Origin of the sequence: Bifidobacterium miconisargentati (assembly GCF_019331675.1) — a bacterium.
Classification (GTDB): domain Bacteria; phylum Actinomycetota; class Actinomycetes; order Actinomycetales; family Bifidobacteriaceae; genus Bifidobacterium; species Bifidobacterium miconisargentati.
Genome location: NZ_JAHBBJ010000018.1, coordinates 44539 through 59930 on the forward strand (window position 1 = coordinate 44539; position 15392 = coordinate 59930).

Annotated in this window: 10 protein-coding genes and 2 tRNA genes; 7 read left to right on the forward strand and 5 right to left on the reverse strand. The window is 61.7% G+C overall.

Going from position 1 to position 15392, the window contains the following annotated elements; translation table 11 throughout:
• Positions 1-49: 49 nt before the first annotated feature.
• Positions 50-1156, reverse strand: coding sequence for an ATP-binding protein (locus tag KIH81_RS10475; RefSeq protein WP_214305266.1), 1107 nt, complete (start codon positions 1154-1156; stop codon positions 50-52).
• A 112-nt stretch (positions 1157-1268) separates the two neighbouring features.
• Between KIH81_RS10475 and KIH81_RS10480 the strand changes: the two genes are divergently transcribed.
• The 3 genes from KIH81_RS10480 to KIH81_RS10490 all read left to right on the forward strand — a co-directional run bounded on the left by KIH81_RS10480 (position 1269) and on the right by KIH81_RS10490 (position 3970).
• A tRNA-Arg gene (locus tag KIH81_RS10480) sits at positions 1269-1342 on the forward strand.
• Positions 1343-1505: 163 nt separating this feature from the next.
• Positions 1506-2723 carry a tyrosine-type recombinase/integrase gene (locus tag KIH81_RS10485; protein WP_214305267.1) on the forward strand — a complete coding sequence of 406 codons (1218 nt, stop codon included), beginning with the start codon at positions 1506-1508 and terminating at the stop codon, positions 2721-2723.
• Between the two features lie 2 nt (positions 2724-2725).
• The gene (locus KIH81_RS10490) at positions 2726-3970 is read left to right on the forward strand and encodes a tyrosine-type recombinase/integrase (RefSeq protein WP_217624925.1); all 1245 of its coding nucleotides are present in this window, start codon (positions 2726-2728) and stop codon (positions 3968-3970) included.
• A gap of 484 nt (positions 3971-4454) precedes the next feature.
• On the opposite strand, the gene KIH81_RS10495 is transcribed toward KIH81_RS10490, so the two are convergent.
• The 4 genes from KIH81_RS10495 to KIH81_RS10510 all read right to left on the reverse strand — a co-directional run bounded on the left by KIH81_RS10495 (position 4455) and on the right by KIH81_RS10510 (position 6558).
• Positions 4455-4958 carry a hypothetical protein gene (locus tag KIH81_RS10495; protein WP_214305269.1) on the reverse strand — a complete coding sequence of 168 codons (504 nt, stop codon included), beginning with the start codon at positions 4956-4958 and terminating at the stop codon, positions 4455-4457.
• A gap of 17 nt (positions 4959-4975) precedes the next feature.
• Positions 4976-5428, reverse strand: coding sequence for a hypothetical protein (locus KIH81_RS10500; protein ID WP_109058085.1), 453 nt, complete (start codon positions 5426-5428; stop codon positions 4976-4978).
• Positions 5425-5760, reverse strand: a complete 336-nt coding sequence (locus KIH81_RS10505) for a helix-turn-helix domain-containing protein (protein ID WP_214305270.1) — start codon at positions 5758-5760, stop codon at positions 5425-5427. Before KIH81_RS10505 ends, KIH81_RS10500 begins: the two co-directional genes overlap by 4 nt.
• 99 nt (positions 5761-5859) lie before the next feature.
• Positions 5860-6558 (reverse strand): hypothetical protein, encoded by a 699-nt coding sequence (locus tag KIH81_RS10510; protein WP_214305271.1) that lies wholly within the window; start codon positions 6556-6558, stop codon positions 5860-5862.
• 122 nt (positions 6559-6680) lie between these two features.
• Here KIH81_RS10510 and KIH81_RS10515 point away from each other — a divergent pair.
• From KIH81_RS10515 to KIH81_RS10530, 4 genes are all read left to right on the forward strand, one after another.
• A tRNA-Arg gene (locus tag KIH81_RS10515) sits at positions 6681-6767 on the forward strand.
• A gap of 99 nt (positions 6768-6866) precedes the next feature.
• Entirely contained in the window at positions 6867-7856 is a 990-nt protein-coding gene (locus tag KIH81_RS10520) for an adenosine deaminase (RefSeq protein WP_214305272.1), read from the forward strand.
• 514 nt (positions 7857-8370) lie between these two features.
• Positions 8371-11718, forward strand: a complete 3348-nt coding sequence (gene ileS / locus KIH81_RS10525) for an isoleucine--tRNA ligase (RefSeq protein WP_214305273.1) — start codon at positions 8371-8373, stop codon at positions 11716-11718.
• A gap of 888 nt (positions 11719-12606) precedes the next feature.
• Positions 12607-15267 (forward strand): autotransporter outer membrane beta-barrel domain-containing protein, encoded by a 2661-nt coding sequence (locus KIH81_RS10530; protein ID WP_214305274.1) that lies wholly within the window; start codon positions 12607-12609, stop codon positions 15265-15267.
• The last annotated feature ends 125 nt before the right edge of the window (positions 15268-15392 follow it).

Here is a 15392-nt window from a genome sequence, read left to right on the forward strand (position 1 = left end):
GAGATCGCGCGCTGAACGGCCGGCCGCCGAGCCGGGGGAGAAGGCCGGCTTACTGCCCGGCCTCCGCGGCCGAATACGTGGTGGCCCGTGATTTGCCGCTCCTGACGACCTTGCCGTCATGTACCAGCCGCCGCAGAATCAGGTTGGCCTTGTCCTTGCTGAGCTGCATCTGGTTCTGGATGGACTGTCGGCTCATCGGCACGCCGCTGCCGGATATCAGGTTCAACGTGGCCTGTTCCAGCGCTTCGTTCGACTGGTCCATCAGCTTCACGTCCAAAGCCGACTGCGATTCGCCGGTATCCGTGGCCTCCGCGGCCATACCGAGCAGTTCCGTGTCGAATCCGCGGCCCAGCACCAGGATCTGCATCGGCGCGCATCCGATGACCCGCGCGCCCGTCAGGGCTTCGGAAGCCTGATCGGTCATGCGCTGGATGGTGGGGAAGCGGAGCACGTTGGTATGGGTGTCGCTTGTGTCGTCCTCGGTCGGCGCGTCCTGCCGCTCGCCGGCGGTTCTGTTCGTACGCTGCCCGTCCGGCGATGGCCCGGAGCTCGCAGGAACCAGCGACGGCAGCACCAGCGCCACCGACGTCGGCCCGACGCGCAGCTGCGGGCTGACCGGCTGGTCCGCATAGGCGTCCATGATACGTTGCACGCCGGTGCCGCAATCCTCACACAGGCCAAGGTTCGCCAGCTGCTCGGCTAGCGCGGGATAGCGCGGCTGGCTGACCCCGTTGAGCAGGTCGTTGATTTCCAGTCCCGCCGCAAGACCGCCGAGCGAGATGATCTCCAGCCGCGAGTCGAACACGTTGACGATCGTGGGCCCCGAATATCCGTAATCGCGGTGTTCCAGCGCGTTCACCAACGCCTCGCGCACCGCGACGGCGGGGAATCGCCCGTCCCCGTTCGCCCGGTTGAGCATCGCGCCCGCCTCGTCGAGCTGTTTGAGCAGCGAACCGGTGAACGTGCGGCGCTTGCGAATGGTGGTTTTGGCGTCGCCGTCGAACACGATGACCTTGGTCACGAACGGGCACTGGTCCGAAAGCAGCATGGACTGCAGCGAATCCGTCGGCTCCGACGTGGCCTGATCTGGCACGTCCTGATCCGGCACGTCCTGATTCGTCGGCTGCTGATTCGGAATATGCGACTTCGTCCCCATGCTCTCGATGGTACGTACCCTTGTGTTGCGGACACGCGCAACACCGCGCAAATGCGCGTATCCGTTTCGTCCGGACGTTTCTACACCCCTATGGGTAGACTAAGGCAGGTTTGGCCCCGTAGCTCAGCTGGATAGAGCATGTGACTTCTAATCATTTGGTCGCCGGTTCGAGTCCGGCCGGGGTCACTAGTGAAACCCTTGGAATCATGCCGATTTCGAGGGTTTTTCTATTTGCGTTTTCTGCTTGTTTTCATCTCAAATTAACCAAAATCGACAGGGCTTAGGGTGCACGGAGGGTGCAAAGGCTTATTCAGCACCCTAAGCCCCGCGACACGCCGGAGGTGAACACATGCCGCAGAAAAGACGGAGTTTCGGAAAAGTCGTGAAGATGCGTTCGGGGCGCTATCAGGCTTCCTACATGATGAACGGCGAGCGATTCAACGCGCCCGATACGTTCGGCAGCAAGGCGGACGCCGACGCATGGCTTAGCGATGTGCGAACGTCAATTAATCGCAATGAGTGGGTAGACCCGCGTTTAGCCGGTCAGACGTTCAGGGTGTACGCGCTGACGTGGCTCAAGGGGCATAAAGATAACCTAGCGCCCGGAACCGCACGCATGTATGCGGAACTACTCGATCAATTGTTGTTGCCCTTGCTGGGAGCGCTGCCGATGAATGATATAACGCCACTCGTGGTTAAGCAGTGGTGGGCCAAGATCGCGGAGATGTTCGAGGCTCGGGCCAAGGCCGGGAAAATGCCGAATAAGCGCAGCACGGGCAAAACGCGCGCGTCTCAGGCTTATAGGCTGTTGCATACGATCATGGCCGAGGGTGTGCGCGACGAAGTGATACGGCATAACCCTTGCGTCATCAAGGGGGCGGCCCGCGTCAAGGCGACGGAGCGCAAGCCCGCCACCCTTGAGGAACTAGACACGATAGCGGCGAACATGCCGGAGCGTTACCGGGCGCTTATCCATGTGGCAGCGTGGTCAGGCTTGCGCTTTGGCGAGCTTGCGGGCTTGCGGCGTGCCGACGCGGTGCTTGTTGTCGATGGTTCCGGGGTGATCTGCTACCGGCTGAACGTCGATAAACAGGCATACCGGTTGGGCGGCAAGCTGTACGAGGAGGCATTGCCCAAGACCGACGCAGGCCGTCGCGTGGTGTATTTGCCGGCTCATCTCACGGACTTGCTTACGGCACACATGGAGAAGTTCACCGGGGCCGACAATGCGGCGTATGTGTTCGGCACGCGCAACGGTACCCCCATGACTAGCAGCACCGTAGGCAAGATGTTTCGGCGTGCACGTGTAATCGCCGGGCGTCCCGATATGCGTTTTCACGATCTAAGGCATACTGGCGCGACGTTGGCGGCCAAGGCCGGGGCCACTACCAAGGAACTTATGCGGCGCATGGGGCATAGCAGCATGCGGGCGGCGTTGATCTACCAGCATGCGGCCGAAGAGGACGACTTGAGGCTTGTGGCACGTATGGACGCAATGGCGGCAGGTCTCGGCGTTGGTTCCGCGCCGGCCGTAGCCGTGCGAGTGAAGGGCGGTGAGTCTCTGTGAGCATGAAATCTCAGCCGATACCCGAGGTGTGGCGTGAAGCCGTGAACGGCTTTCTGGAGTATGAGAAGGCGCAGGGCATGGCGGACAGCACGTTAAACACACGGCGCATCCAGCTATGTCGTTTCGCGCGTATTACGGGCACGCCGCCCGAACAGGTCACGGCGGCGCAGATAGTGGAGGTGCTGGCGGCGGCCAAGGCGCAAGAGACGCGCCGCAATCTGCGTAGTGCCTTGGTCACGTTCTTCTCATGGTGTTATCGGGAGGGGATACGCGGCGACGATCTGGCGGCAGCCATACCGAAAATGAAGATGCCGCGCCCGCACCCGAGGCCATGCCCCGAGGAGTACATAACCGAGGCGCTGGGCAAGGCCACGGAACCCGAACGGCTCATGCTGGCGCTGGCGGCCGAATATGGGCTAAGGCGCGGCGAGATAGCCCGCGTGCATAGCAACGATGTTATCCCGAGTGAGAACGGCTGGGCGCTCATGGTCAACGGCAAAGGCGACAAGCAACGCATATTGCCTATCCGTGACGATCTGGCACAGCGTCTCAGAGCGGCGGACGGCTACGTGTTCCCCGGCCGGAATGGCGGCCATGTGGCCGACGGTTACGTGGGCAAACACATTTCTCGGCTGCTGCCCGAAGGGTGGAGCGCGCACAAATTACGCCATCGCTTTGCCACAGTGGCCTATGCGCAGTCTCACGACATGCTGGGCGTGGCCCGCGCGCTCGGGCACGCGAGCACCAAGACCACGGAGCATTACGTGGCATTGCCTGAGTATGCCTTGTGTTCGCTGGTGAATGCGGCGGCCATGCAAGGCGACAAGGTGCGCATGGAACCGCCCAGCCGCCAAGACAGCCCCGCGCCGCCGCGACGGAGCAACGGCGATATCCGTTACCCGTATGAGGGCAAGAACGGCCGTGAGACGGCGCAGACCACGCCCGAGGCCGTGCGCATGGCGCTTATGCTCACGCTCTACCTTGCCGAGCACCGAGCGGGCGGGGCGCGTGAGTTCGATATCTCGGCGGAGTGGTTCGCGGAGCTGCACAGGGTGCGGGCCATCGGATACGCGCGGCGTTCAAGCGTGGTGCGGGCGGCGGCCCGCAGACTCAGCAAGGCCGGCATGGTCGATCTTGTACCCAACCACTTAGGGCAGATACGCGGCACGATCAATTTCGACGTGGCCACGCTCTGCGGCCTTGCCGGCATGCTGGCGGCCGAATACACAAGCAAGATGACCCGATAGGCACGCGCCGCACGACGGGCCGGTTCTACGACATAGCGCATAGAGATCGGCCCGCCATATACCGAAGGCGGCCGCGCTCTACAACAATTAAAAATGATTATCAATATCTAATATGGGGCGAATGCCACGGGAGGTGGGGCGGCGAGGAGTACGGCCGGCCGTCATCATGTCCGGCAACGGCAGTTTTTGATAATGATTATCAAAATTTTTTTTTCTGAGTCCGGGGAAATAAAAAACTAGACGCGGGGTCTTTTCAGGGGAGGGCGTTTTAAAAAAACGGGCGGCCCGCCGCGCCGATTCCTCTCACTACGTTCTAACTAACTCTTACTCTCTCTAACTATCTCTTACTAGGGTGTATATCTGACATACACCATTAGGGATATTGAACATACACCATTGTGTATAACAGACATACACCATAGGGATTTTTATTATCCCGTTTGGTGTATGTCTGTTATCCCGTGAGACGTTGCCCCGACGTGGATTATCCACACTCCCAGTCGGGGTTATCCACCGCGATTAGGCACTGAGGCACAGCAACCGGTTCAAGGCCTTTTCGAGGCGTGAATCCGTCCCGGCATTGCTTGGCTATCTCTATGCCTAGTTCGTAGTGAACTCGGGCCGTTTCTTGCAGCAGCGCGACAACATGGCGGCGTTCCTTGTAGCGCTCGGCTATCAATAGTTTGTATTCCGCCGTTCTGCCACGCCCGGCGTCTTGCGTTTGCTCTATCAGTCCGGCCGCGGCAAGATGCCGTAACGACTTGCCGATGTAGCGCACAGCGTTGGCCGGGGCCGTGTCGGGGTACATGTTGCGTGCCCACTTGTCACGGCTCCCGAAGAAGCGATAGACAGTCCACATGTCGCCGGACGTTTTCACATGATCGGCCATGTAATGCAGCACGAGCCAGTCTTTGAGCGTTACCACCTTGGGTGGATAGAACGGCATGAGGCTATCTATCATGCGCCCGAGGCTAGGGAGGTTCGCCATAACAGCACCTCCCGCCACTATCGCACTTGCACATGCCGTGAGTTCCGCTCGCTTGTCTCAAGGGCACAGGCTGACTCATATTCGCGGCTGGGGCATTCGCGTTTCTGTTGTTCGGGCAAGAAGCCCAAGCAGCGGTCTATGTGGTTTTCGCCATACTTGCGCGCTAGCTTCGCGGGATTAGCGGTCAGCAGCACGAGCACCGTGTTATAGGTGTGGGGCTTTACCAATATCCACCGTTCGCGCTCCAAGCGTTCGAGTCCCGCCCGCAATTGCACGATCACGGGAGCATTGCGCCCGCTGGTCAAATCAAAATGCCACGGCAACCCCACGAGGTGCGCCAACCTTGCATAGTCGAATTGCTGATAACCTTTTGTGCCCTTGACTTGCCGGGCGATATACAAATACAGCTCTTTTACTGCGTAATTCCTTAGCTGCCCGGTCTTGTGATCTATCGCACTGCGCTTAGTCATCGCTCGCCCGCCTTTCCCATGGAGAGAATCGCGGCGGCGCTGCTGTGTGGCAGATCAGCGGCAGAAGACGCGGCGCGTCGGCACGGGCGAGGTATCGGGGCGGCGCTGGGATGCTGCATCGTGGTTGTGTGCGCTTCGATAAAGCGCTTGAGATCAGCCACGGCGTACATATTCCGGGGCCGCCCGGCTTTACCCGTACCGGGCACCTTGACCACAGGCAATGCGCCGGTAGCCGTCCACCTATCCACGGTCACGGCTTCCACGCCGAGCATTGCGGCGGCGTTGGTTCGATTCACAAGCAAGGCGGGCACGCCGGGGACTTGCTTAGACATGGTTTTTACTCCCTCAAGTATGCGGGGGAGCGTCAGAACGTCATAGAGTCATGCCCTTAAGGCCGATGCGCGGGCACGTCCGACACTATCCCCCAAGATTCACGCCATTGAGGGGCAATACTGAGGGGCGCGCGGCGCGAGTATGGCCGCGATAACCAGAAGAGACACAATGGGGGCAATGTCAGGAGGTAGCCCGGTATCGGGGAATTGCAGCGCGGCGAGCTGTTGCAGCACCGCAGCGAGCAGCATAAGGGCAGCCAAGACGTACGCGGCGGGGGCCACATGCGCCCGGCTATCGGACAGTATGCGCAGACAGTCGGCGCGGAGTTCAAGCAACCCAGCGGCGGTGTATTCCATGGCGTACTGGGCAAGCGCCGCCAAGGCGTGCATACGCGCCCACTGGCGGACAGTTTCGGCCGGGGCGGGCGTTTGCCTTACTTCCAGCTTCCACAGGTTGAACAGTTCGGCGGTTTCCTCTGCCGTTAGCTGTAAATCGTCGTCAAGCACAAGTTCAGCGGCGGCGGTAACGGAGATGGAACCGTTAGCCATGCCGACGAACAGCGCGCAACGGCGGGCCATGTCGTCAAGTCCTGTCACCGAGGCAGTGAACAAGGCACCTGCGCGGCCGGGGGTGATCTTTCCTGTGGCAGTGTCGGCGGGGGCAACCTCGACGGATTGCAGCACCTTGGACAGTTGCGCCACGAGATCACGACAATGTGAACCGTGGGCCGTCCCGCCGTTTCCCAGCACGACGGCGTGAGCGATACGGCGTGTATCGCTCGGCGTGATCTCGTGCATGGTTTCCATGCCGACTAGACTACCCCGGTTTTTCTGCTGTAGTCCTCAGTTTGAGACTATGCGTAATGGATATTTTGAAGCGTAGAGGTGCACGGAGGGTGCAGGCGGTTGCAGCTCTAGTCGAAACCCGTTGTAAAATAAGGCATTACAGATGAAAACGGCAGTGACTTCTAATCTCAGGGTCGCCGGTTCGAGCCCGGCCGGGGTCACGGCAATAATCATGAAAACGGCGGAATTTCAAGTCTTTGAGGTTCCGCCGTTTGCATAACGGAACACTCACGGCGCATGGGCCGGGCAAGGAGCCGAAGATGGTGGACGAATCGATGCGGGCGGCGCTGCGCGCGTTGCCGAAGGCCGAGCTGCACCTGCATATCGAGGGCACGCTGGAGCCCGAACTGGCACTGGAACTGGCGGAGCGCAACGGCGTCATGCTGCCGTGGACCAGCCTCGACGAACTCAAGCGCCAGTACGCCTTCGAGAACCTGCAGTCGTTCCTGGACCTGTACTACCAGCTCATGGCCGTGCTGAAGACCGCCGACGACTTCCGCGACCTCATGCTCGCCTACTTGAAGCGCGCCGCCGCGGACGGCGTGCGTCACGCGGAGATCTTCTTCGACCCGCAGGTCCACCTGGGCAACGGCCTGGACCTCGACACCGTGATGGACGGCCTGCTCGAAGGCCTGCGACTCGGCCGTGAACGGTACGGCATCGGCGGCGGGCTCATCCTGTGCATCGTGCGCGACCTGCCGGTCGAATCCGCGCGGCACGTGCTGGAACTCGCGGCCCCGCGCGCCGCGGACCTTATCGGCATCGGCCTGGACTCCGCCGAGGTCGGCTACCCGCCGTCCCTGTTCGCCGACGTGTTCGTCCGCGCCCGCGAACTTGGCCTGCACTGCGTGGCCCCCGCCGGCGAGGAAGGCCCGGCCGCATACGTGACCGAGGCGCTGGACCTGCTGCACGCCGAACGCATCGACCACGGCGTGCACGCCGCCGACGACCCGGCCGTGACGCGGCGCCTCGCCGAGGAGCACATCCCCCTGACCTGCTGCCCGCTGTCCAACCGCCGTCTGCAGGTGGTCCACGACCTGCGCGACCTGCCGCTGCGCAAGCTCATCGAGGCCGGCGTCACGGTCACCGTCAACTCGGACGACCCCGCCTACTTCGGCGGCTACATCGGCGCGAACTACGAGGCGCTCGCGGAAATCGGCTTCACGTACGACGAGCTCAAGGCGCTCGCCGCCGACTCCATCCGCGCATCCTTCCTGCCCGAAGCCGACAAGCGGGCGCTGCTGGGCTGAGCGGCCGGACGGCTGTCAGGCCAGGGAACGTGCAGGCTGGCTGGGCAGCTCCCGCCGCTCGCCGCCCGCCCCGCGTTCTCCCCGCGTCCGGCCCATCAACCGTCCGCCGGACACCCGCCCGGCTTTGGCCCGCGCCCGTGCTACGATGTGCCTCGTTGTAGGGCGATGATCCGTTATCAGCGAGGAGCCTTCGGAAGAACGGCGGCTTTCGCGAGCGATCGCGGGGAAGTGGCCCAGTAGAACCGACGGGATCGGCCCGAGACAGCCGAACGCAAGCGGTCGCGCCTGACCGGGGCAACACCCGGACGGGAGGCGGCAAGCGAGGTGGTACCGCGGTGGCGGGCGAACAATCGTCCGGCATCGTCCTCGTAGCAGGAGCGACGACACGACGGTCGCCCCGGACGGAACCCGAAGGTTTCCGGCTACGAGGGCAATCGGCGAGGTTGCCGGCGGACCGCGCACACACGAACGGTCGAGCCGGCCAATCGCACCGAAACGTCACCAATCGCCCCTGATGGACCACACAGAACCATTGAGGAGATCTACGGTGAGCGAAAACGTATATCCCAAGGCGAACGAGGGCGGCGAAACCGCGCACGTGGCGCCGAACCCCAGCTTCCCCCACATGGAGGAGACCGTCCTGGACTACTGGGACAAGGACGACACCTTCCAGAAGTCCGTGGAGCGCAACCCCTCCGGCGACCACAGCCAGAACGAGTTCGTGTTCTTCGACGGCCCGCCCTTCGCCAACGGCCTGCCGCACTACGGCCACCTGCTGACCGGTTACGCCAAGGACGTGATCCCGCGCTACCAGACCATGAAGGGCCGCAAGGTCAACCGCGTCTTCGGCTGGGACACCCACGGCCTGCCCGCCGAGCTTGAGGCGCAGAAGGAGCTCGGCATCGACTCGGTCGACCAGATCGAGAAGATGGGCATCGACAAGTTCAACGACGCCTGCCGCGCCTCCGTGCTCAAGTACACGCATGAATGGCAGGACTACGTGCACCGTCAGGCCCGTTGGGTGGACTTCGAGCACGGCTACAAGACCCTGAACATCCCGTACATGGAGTCCGTGATGTGGGCCTTCAAGCAGCTCTACGACAAGGGTCTGGCCTACCAGGGCTACCGCGTGCTGCCGTACTGCCCGAAGGACCGTACGCCGCTGTCCGCGCACGAGCTGCGCATGGACGCCGACGTGTACCAGGATCGCCAGGACACCACCGTCTCCGTGGCCGTCAAGCTGCGCGACGAGGACGCCTACGCCGTCTTCTGGACCACCACGCCGTGGACCGTGCCCACCAACTTCGCCATCGTGGTCGGCGCGGACATCGACTACGTCGAGGTCCAGCCCACCGAGGGCAAGTTCGCCGGCAAGAAGTTCTACCTCGGCAAGGACCTGCTGCCGCACTACACCAAGGAACTCGGCGAGAACTACGAGGTCGTGCGCGAGCTCAAGGGCTCCGAGCTGGCCGGCCGCCGCTACTGGCCCGTCTTCCCGTACTTCGCGGGCGAGAAGGCCGAGACCGAGGGCAACGTGCCCGGTCCGAACGGCTACACCATCTTCACCGCCGACTACGTCGACACCGTCGAAGGTACCGGTCTGGTCCACCAGGCCCCCTACGGCGAGGACGATATGAACACGCTCAACGCCAAGGGCATCAAGAGCACCGACGTGCTCGACGCCGGCTGCCGCTTCACCTCGCAGTGCCCGGAGTATGAGGGCATGTTCGTGTTCGACGCCAACCTGCCGATCCTGCGTAACCTGCGCGCCGGCGACGGCCCGCTCGCCCAGATCGACGAGGACAAGCGCGCCATCCTCTTCCAGGAGAAGAGCTACGTCCACTCCTACCCGCACTGCTGGCGCTGCGCCACCCCGCTGATCTACAAGCCGGTCTCCTCCTGGTTCGTCTCCGTGACCAAGATCAAGCCGCGCCTGCTGGAGCTCAACCAGCAGATCAACTGGATTCCGGAGAACGTGAAGGACGGCCAGTTCGGCAAGTGGCTCGCCAACGCCCGTGACTGGTCCATCTCCCGCAACCGCTTCTGGGGCTCCCCGATCCCGGTGTGGGTGTCCGACGACCCGAAGTACCCGCGCGTGGACGTGTACGGCTCGCTCGAGGAGCTGAAGAACGACTTCGGCGACTACCCGCGCGACAAGGACGGCAACGTCAACATGCACCGTCCGTGGATCGACAACTTGACCCGTCCGAACCCGGACGACCCGACCGGCAAGTCCACGATGCGCCGCATCCCCGACGTGCTCGACTGCTGGTTCGAGTCCGGCTCCATGTCCTTCGCGCAGTTCCACTACCCGTTCGAGAACAAGGAGAAGTTCGAGCAGCACTTCCCGGCCGACTACATCGTGGAGTACATCGGCCAGACCCGCGGCTGGTTCTACCTGCTGCACGTCATGGCCACCGCCCTGTTCGACCGCCCGGCGTTCAAGAACGTGATCTGCCACGGCATCGTGCTCGGCTCCGACGGCCAGAAAATGTCGAAGCACCTCAGGAACTACCCGGACGTGAACGGCGTGTTCGACAAGTACGGTTCCGACGCCATGCGCTGGTTCCTCATGTCCTCGCCGATCCTGCGCGGCGGCAACCTCATCGTCACCGCCGAGGGCATCCGCGACACGGTCCGCCAGGTCATGCTGCCGGTGTGGAGCTCCTACTACTTCTTCACGCTGTACGCCAACGCGGCGAACGGCGGGGCCGGTTTCGACGCGCGCCACCTGCGTGCGGACGAGGTGGCCGGCCTGCCCGAGATGGACCGCTACCTGCTGGCCCGCACCCGCCGCCTGGTGGAGAAGGTGGAGCAGTCGCTCAACGACTTCGCCATCTCCGATGCCTGCGACGCCGCGTCCGACTTCATCGATGTGCTCACCAACTGGTACATCCGCAACACCCGCGACCGCTTCTGGAACGAGGATGCCAACGCCTTCAACACCCTGTACACCGTGCTCGAGGTGTTCATGCGCGTGCTGGCGCCGCTCGCCCCGATGGAGGCCGAGTCCGTGTGGCGCGGCCTGACCGGCGGCGAGTCCGTGCATCTGGCCGACTGGCCGTTCGTGGTTTCCGAAGAGACTGGCGAGGCCACCGAGCTGGGCCGCGTGCTCGTGGACGATCCGAAGCTGGTCGAGGCCATGGAGAAGGTCCGCGAGGTCGTCTCCGGCACCCTGTCCCTGCGTAAGGCCGAGCAGATCCGCGTGCGTCAGCCGCTCGCCAAGCTCACCGTGGTGGTCGAGGACGTGGACGACGTGCGCGCCTATGCTGACGTCTTGAAGTCCGAGCTCAACGTCAAGGACATCGAGTTCTGCACCATGGAGGACGCCGGTTCCCAGGGTCTGAAGATCGTGCACCAGCTCAAGGTGAACGCGCGCGCCGCGGGTCCGCGTCTGGGCAAGCAGGTGCAGTTCGCCATCAAGGCCTCCAAGACCGGTGCCTGGCACGTGGACGCCTCCGGCGCCCCGGTGGTCGAGACCCCGAACGGCGAGGTCGCGCTGGTGGAGGGCGAGTACGAGCTCATCAACCGCGTGGAGGAGGAGAACGCCGCCGAGGCCGCGGCCTCCGTCTCCGCCGCCCTGCCGACCGGTGGTTTCGTGATCCTCGATACCGCCCTGACCGACGATCTGGTGGCCGAGGGCTACGCCCGCGACGCCATCCGCGCCGTGCAGGACGCCCGTAAGGACGCCGGTCTCGACATCGCCGACCGCATCGCCCTGACGCTGACCGTGCCGGCCGCCGATGCGCCGAAGGCCGAGCAGTTCCGTGACCTCATCGCTCACGAAACCCTCGCCACGTCGCTCGACATCAAGGCCGACGATGCTGCCAAGGAGCTGTCCGTCGAGGTCGCCAAGGCCTGACTGACTGACTAGCCATTGACTAGAGCTACATGCAACAAGGTGGGCTGAACCGCAAGGGTTCGGCCCACCTTGTTTTTGTTTTGACCAACCTAGGCTCCCCTTGTCAGGGGAGCTGTCACGCGCAGCGTGACTGAGGGGTAGCGGCCGCGGCCAAAGCCGCAATAAAAAATGGGCGCAGCCCATCTGTAACTGCAGGGCGAGCTGTCGGAGCTGACAGGATACGATCAAACTTCGTCATATCCGGTCCTTGGCTCCCCTTGTCAGGGGAGCTGTCGGCGAAGCCGACTGAGGGGTAGTCCGTAGAATTAATGCCAATCTCGGTTTAACGGAGCCAAACTAATTCCCAACCCCACCTGACACATCCCACCAAATAGTCAATTCCCCTAACAAAATCCCACTTGCACAAGCCCCCTGCATATTCATTGCAAACACGCATTCTCCTTTGACAAACCCTCCTCAAGGGGGGTATAAGAGCCTAATAGAAGAACGAAGTGCGCCCGCGTTTGTGAGCGCTCACGGACGAGCGCTGTGGTGCTAGCGCGTGGCAAAAAGGGCAGGAGGAAGCCGAAACATGCCGATGGTCATATCGGATGCTTCCATAAGCGCACCAACCACCCTCACCACACCCCTCCTTCAAGACATCACGGCAATCACGCATCGAATCCGCCGGTTCGCAACGATGGCGAATACCGGTCCGACCCACATCCCGCGAATCACCGTACCTGACGTTTCGCGCGCCCGAAACCGCCGCATCCCCAGATATCGGTTCCACTTCGCACCCCCAACGAAACCACCCGAACGCCGATATAACGACGCACCCGACAGCACATCCAAGACAGACATGAACAGCACGACGACCAAGGCCGCAGCCATGGAAGGACGCAACCAATGAAGCGCAACAACAAGCCCAACAAGCGCTGGATCAAACTCGTAGGCGTACTGACCGCCGCCGCCCTGGGCCTCACCTACGCCGGTTCCGCCCTCGCCGACGACTTCACCCTCCCCGGCACCACCTTCAGCGATTCCAGCAGCAGTACTTGGGCCGACCAGGCCGACGGCGAGGTCGACGCCCTGCCTGACGGAGCTCTCGGCGATTCCAACTCCGACGGTGTGTCCAGTGATTCATCCGACTCTTCTAATGCGGCTGACAGTACAGGCTCTTCCGATTCGGTTGCTACTCCAAGTGCTAACGTCACGCCCATCGACAACTGCCAGGACGTGCAGGACTGGGACGCCCTTGTCAGTTGTGTGACCAAAGGCCAGTCAGGCCTCGTCACCATCACCAAGACCGTCACCGCGCCTACGAACGGTGCCCCGACCACCATCGCCGGCGATATCACGCTCACCGCGGCCGCTGGCGTAGACCCGGCCCTGACTTCTACCACCGGCGACGCAATCTTCGTCGTAAATGGTGGCCACACCCTCACCATCGGCCAGGACGTCAACGACGCCAGCTTCTCCTACAAAAACGCCCAGCGTTGGCTCGCCCTCGTGAACAAGGATGATGCGGGCAAGACCGGTGCGCTTGTCATCAACAACGGCACGTTCGACAGCATCAAGACCCCGTTGACATACGAAAAAGATGATACAGGTAATAATCATGTGCGTAGCGACAACGGTGGATCGGTTGCGGTCAACAATGGTGGCACGCTCACTATTAAAGGTGGTTCGTTCAGTAATAACAGCGCTGCCAATGGCGGTGTGTTCTATCAGTTCTCTGGTTCCACCACGATTAACAACGCCACGTTCTTCAACAACACCGCAAATGAAAAAGACGGACAAAAGGGCGGCGTGTATTACCAGAACGGTGGCTCCCTGACCATCAACAGCGGCGAGTTCAAGAGCAACAAGGGCTACCGCGGCGGCGTGGTATACAGCGACGCCGGCACCATCACCGTGCACGGCGGCACCTTCGACGGCAACTCCTCGAACATGGCCGCTGGCGTGTTCATGCAGAACAGCACGGCCGACACCATGACCGTGGACGGCGGCACGTTCACCAACAATAAGGCCGGTACCAAGGGTGGCGCCATCCACAACAACGGCACCTTGACTGTTTCTGCAGGCGAGTTCTCCGGTAATTCCGCTACGGGGAATGGTGCTGACCAGGGTGGCGGTGCTATTTCTCAAGACAAGGGATCAGCCGTTATTACCGGCGGTACCTTTTCGAAGAACTGGACGACCAACATCGACGGCCTGGGCGGCGGCGCCATCTTGCAATACGGCGGTACGTTGACGGTGAAAGGTGGCGCCTTCGACGGCAACGTCTCCGCTAACATCGGTGGCGCCATTGGGTCAGCTGCTTCGCTTACAGTAGAGGGCGGCACATTCAGTGGCAACGTCGCATTGCGATACGGCGGTGGCGCGATTTTCGGCAGGAATACGGTCGAATTGTACGGAGGTACATTCAAGGGGAACAAGCAGTCTAATGGTTCATTGCGTGCTGATGGTACCGTGGACTATGCGATCTGCACCACGGAGGGAGATCCAAGCCATAACTGTCGCAAGAATAGCAATAGCGGTGGTGGTGCCGTTCGAATCGATGGTGACAATGCCAGCCTGACTGTTCAGGGCGGGGTTACCTTTACCGGCAATTACACTCGTGAATGGACTTTCATGTCCGGCGGCGGAGCGGTTTACGTTAAGGGCAAGCTCTGGGTCAGGAATGATGCCAGAGGCGTCAAGCCGCTGTTTGACGGCAACTGGGCCGGCGTGCTTGACCAACAGTACGAATATGTCGATGGCGTGAAGAAGGTGCCCGTCGGCGGTGCCGGTGGTGCTGTGTTTCTGCAGAACGGCGGGTCCATCGCGTATTTCATGGGCGGTGAGTTCAGGAACAATAGTTCCGGTTACCTTGGCGGCGCTATCTACACCGAGGAAGGCTCCATGTCCTATATCGCCAAGGCCGCGGCCACCGCGAATCATGCGGGACATTTTGGAGGCGGTTTCTGGCTGTGTCCTTCTGGAACCGGACTCACGTCCAAGGGCGGCAACATCGCCTTGTACGACAACAAGGTGGATGCCTCGCTGGACCCGAATGCCGATAATTCGAAGCCCTCGGTGCATACTGCCGGTGATGACTTCGCCATCATGAATCCGTGGGCTAAGAGCCCGGATAATCATAATACTGTCGAGCAGAACTCGTTCCAGTTGATGGATACGTGGTTCACCGACCGCACGGAATCCGCGGTCAAGTGGGAGTGGAACGGTCAGCCGATCAAGGAGGCCAGCGGCTTCGGAGACAGCTGGCAAAAGGGTATTCCTGGGGACAATCGTGCCGTCACGGCCGAAACGAAAAGCGGCGAGCTGACCGCGCCCGATGGAAGCCCTGCCAAGTTCGATGAGCATATCTACAACTTGCAGTTGCAGTATCAGGGCTTGTCTGGGTATTACGGAACCGGTGTCGCGCTAAAGGCTGTCGTACAGGGCACGCAGGAAGAGCAGCAGTCTCGTAAGGATGGCGCATGGAGCGCTGCGGCAGTTACCTTTACCAATAATGATGCTCGTCTTTCCGGCGGTGCATTTGGTACTAACGGTAATGTATTGTGAGGCTTCTGCTGTTTTCGTGGGTTAGGTTGCTGGTGTTGGTAGTTGGATGTTGAGTCCGCCGCATCTGAGCATGACGAGGCTGATGAGGTTGGTGACGTGGTGGAAGCCGTAGGCCATGCGGATGG

What these genes read in the sequence shown, in the direction of transcription:
- KIH81_RS10475 (WP_214305266.1), bottom strand. Translation starts at nt 1,156, where the DNA reads ATGGGGACGAAGTCGCATATTCCGAATCAGCAGCCGACGAATCAGGAC.
- KIH81_RS10485 (WP_214305267.1), top strand. Translation starts at nt 1,506, where the DNA reads ATGCCGCAGAAAAGACGGAGTTTCGGAAAAGTCGTGAAGATGCGTTCG.
- KIH81_RS10490 (WP_217624925.1), top strand. Translation starts at nt 2,726, where the DNA reads ATGAAATCTCAGCCGATACCCGAGGTGTGGCGTGAAGCCGTGAACGGC.
- KIH81_RS10495 (WP_214305269.1), bottom strand. Translation starts at nt 4,958, where the DNA reads ATGGCGAACCTCCCTAGCCTCGGGCGCATGATAGATAGCCTCATGCCG.
- KIH81_RS10500 (WP_109058085.1), bottom strand. Translation starts at nt 5,428, where the DNA reads ATGACTAAGCGCAGTGCGATAGATCACAAGACCGGGCAGCTAAGGAAT.
- KIH81_RS10505 (WP_214305270.1), bottom strand. Translation starts at nt 5,760, where the DNA reads ATGTCTAAGCAAGTCCCCGGCGTGCCCGCCTTGCTTGTGAATCGAACC.
- KIH81_RS10510 (WP_214305271.1), bottom strand. Translation starts at nt 6,558, where the DNA reads ATGCACGAGATCACGCCGAGCGATACACGCCGTATCGCTCACGCCGTC.
- KIH81_RS10520 (WP_214305272.1), top strand. Translation starts at nt 6,867, where the DNA reads ATGGTGGACGAATCGATGCGGGCGGCGCTGCGCGCGTTGCCGAAGGCC.
- ileS (WP_214305273.1), top strand. Translation starts at nt 8,371, where the DNA reads ATGGACCACACAGAACCATTGAGGAGATCTACGGTGAGCGAAAACGTA.
- KIH81_RS10530 (WP_214305274.1), top strand. Translation starts at nt 12,607, where the DNA reads ATGAAGCGCAACAACAAGCCCAACAAGCGCTGGATCAAACTCGTAGGC.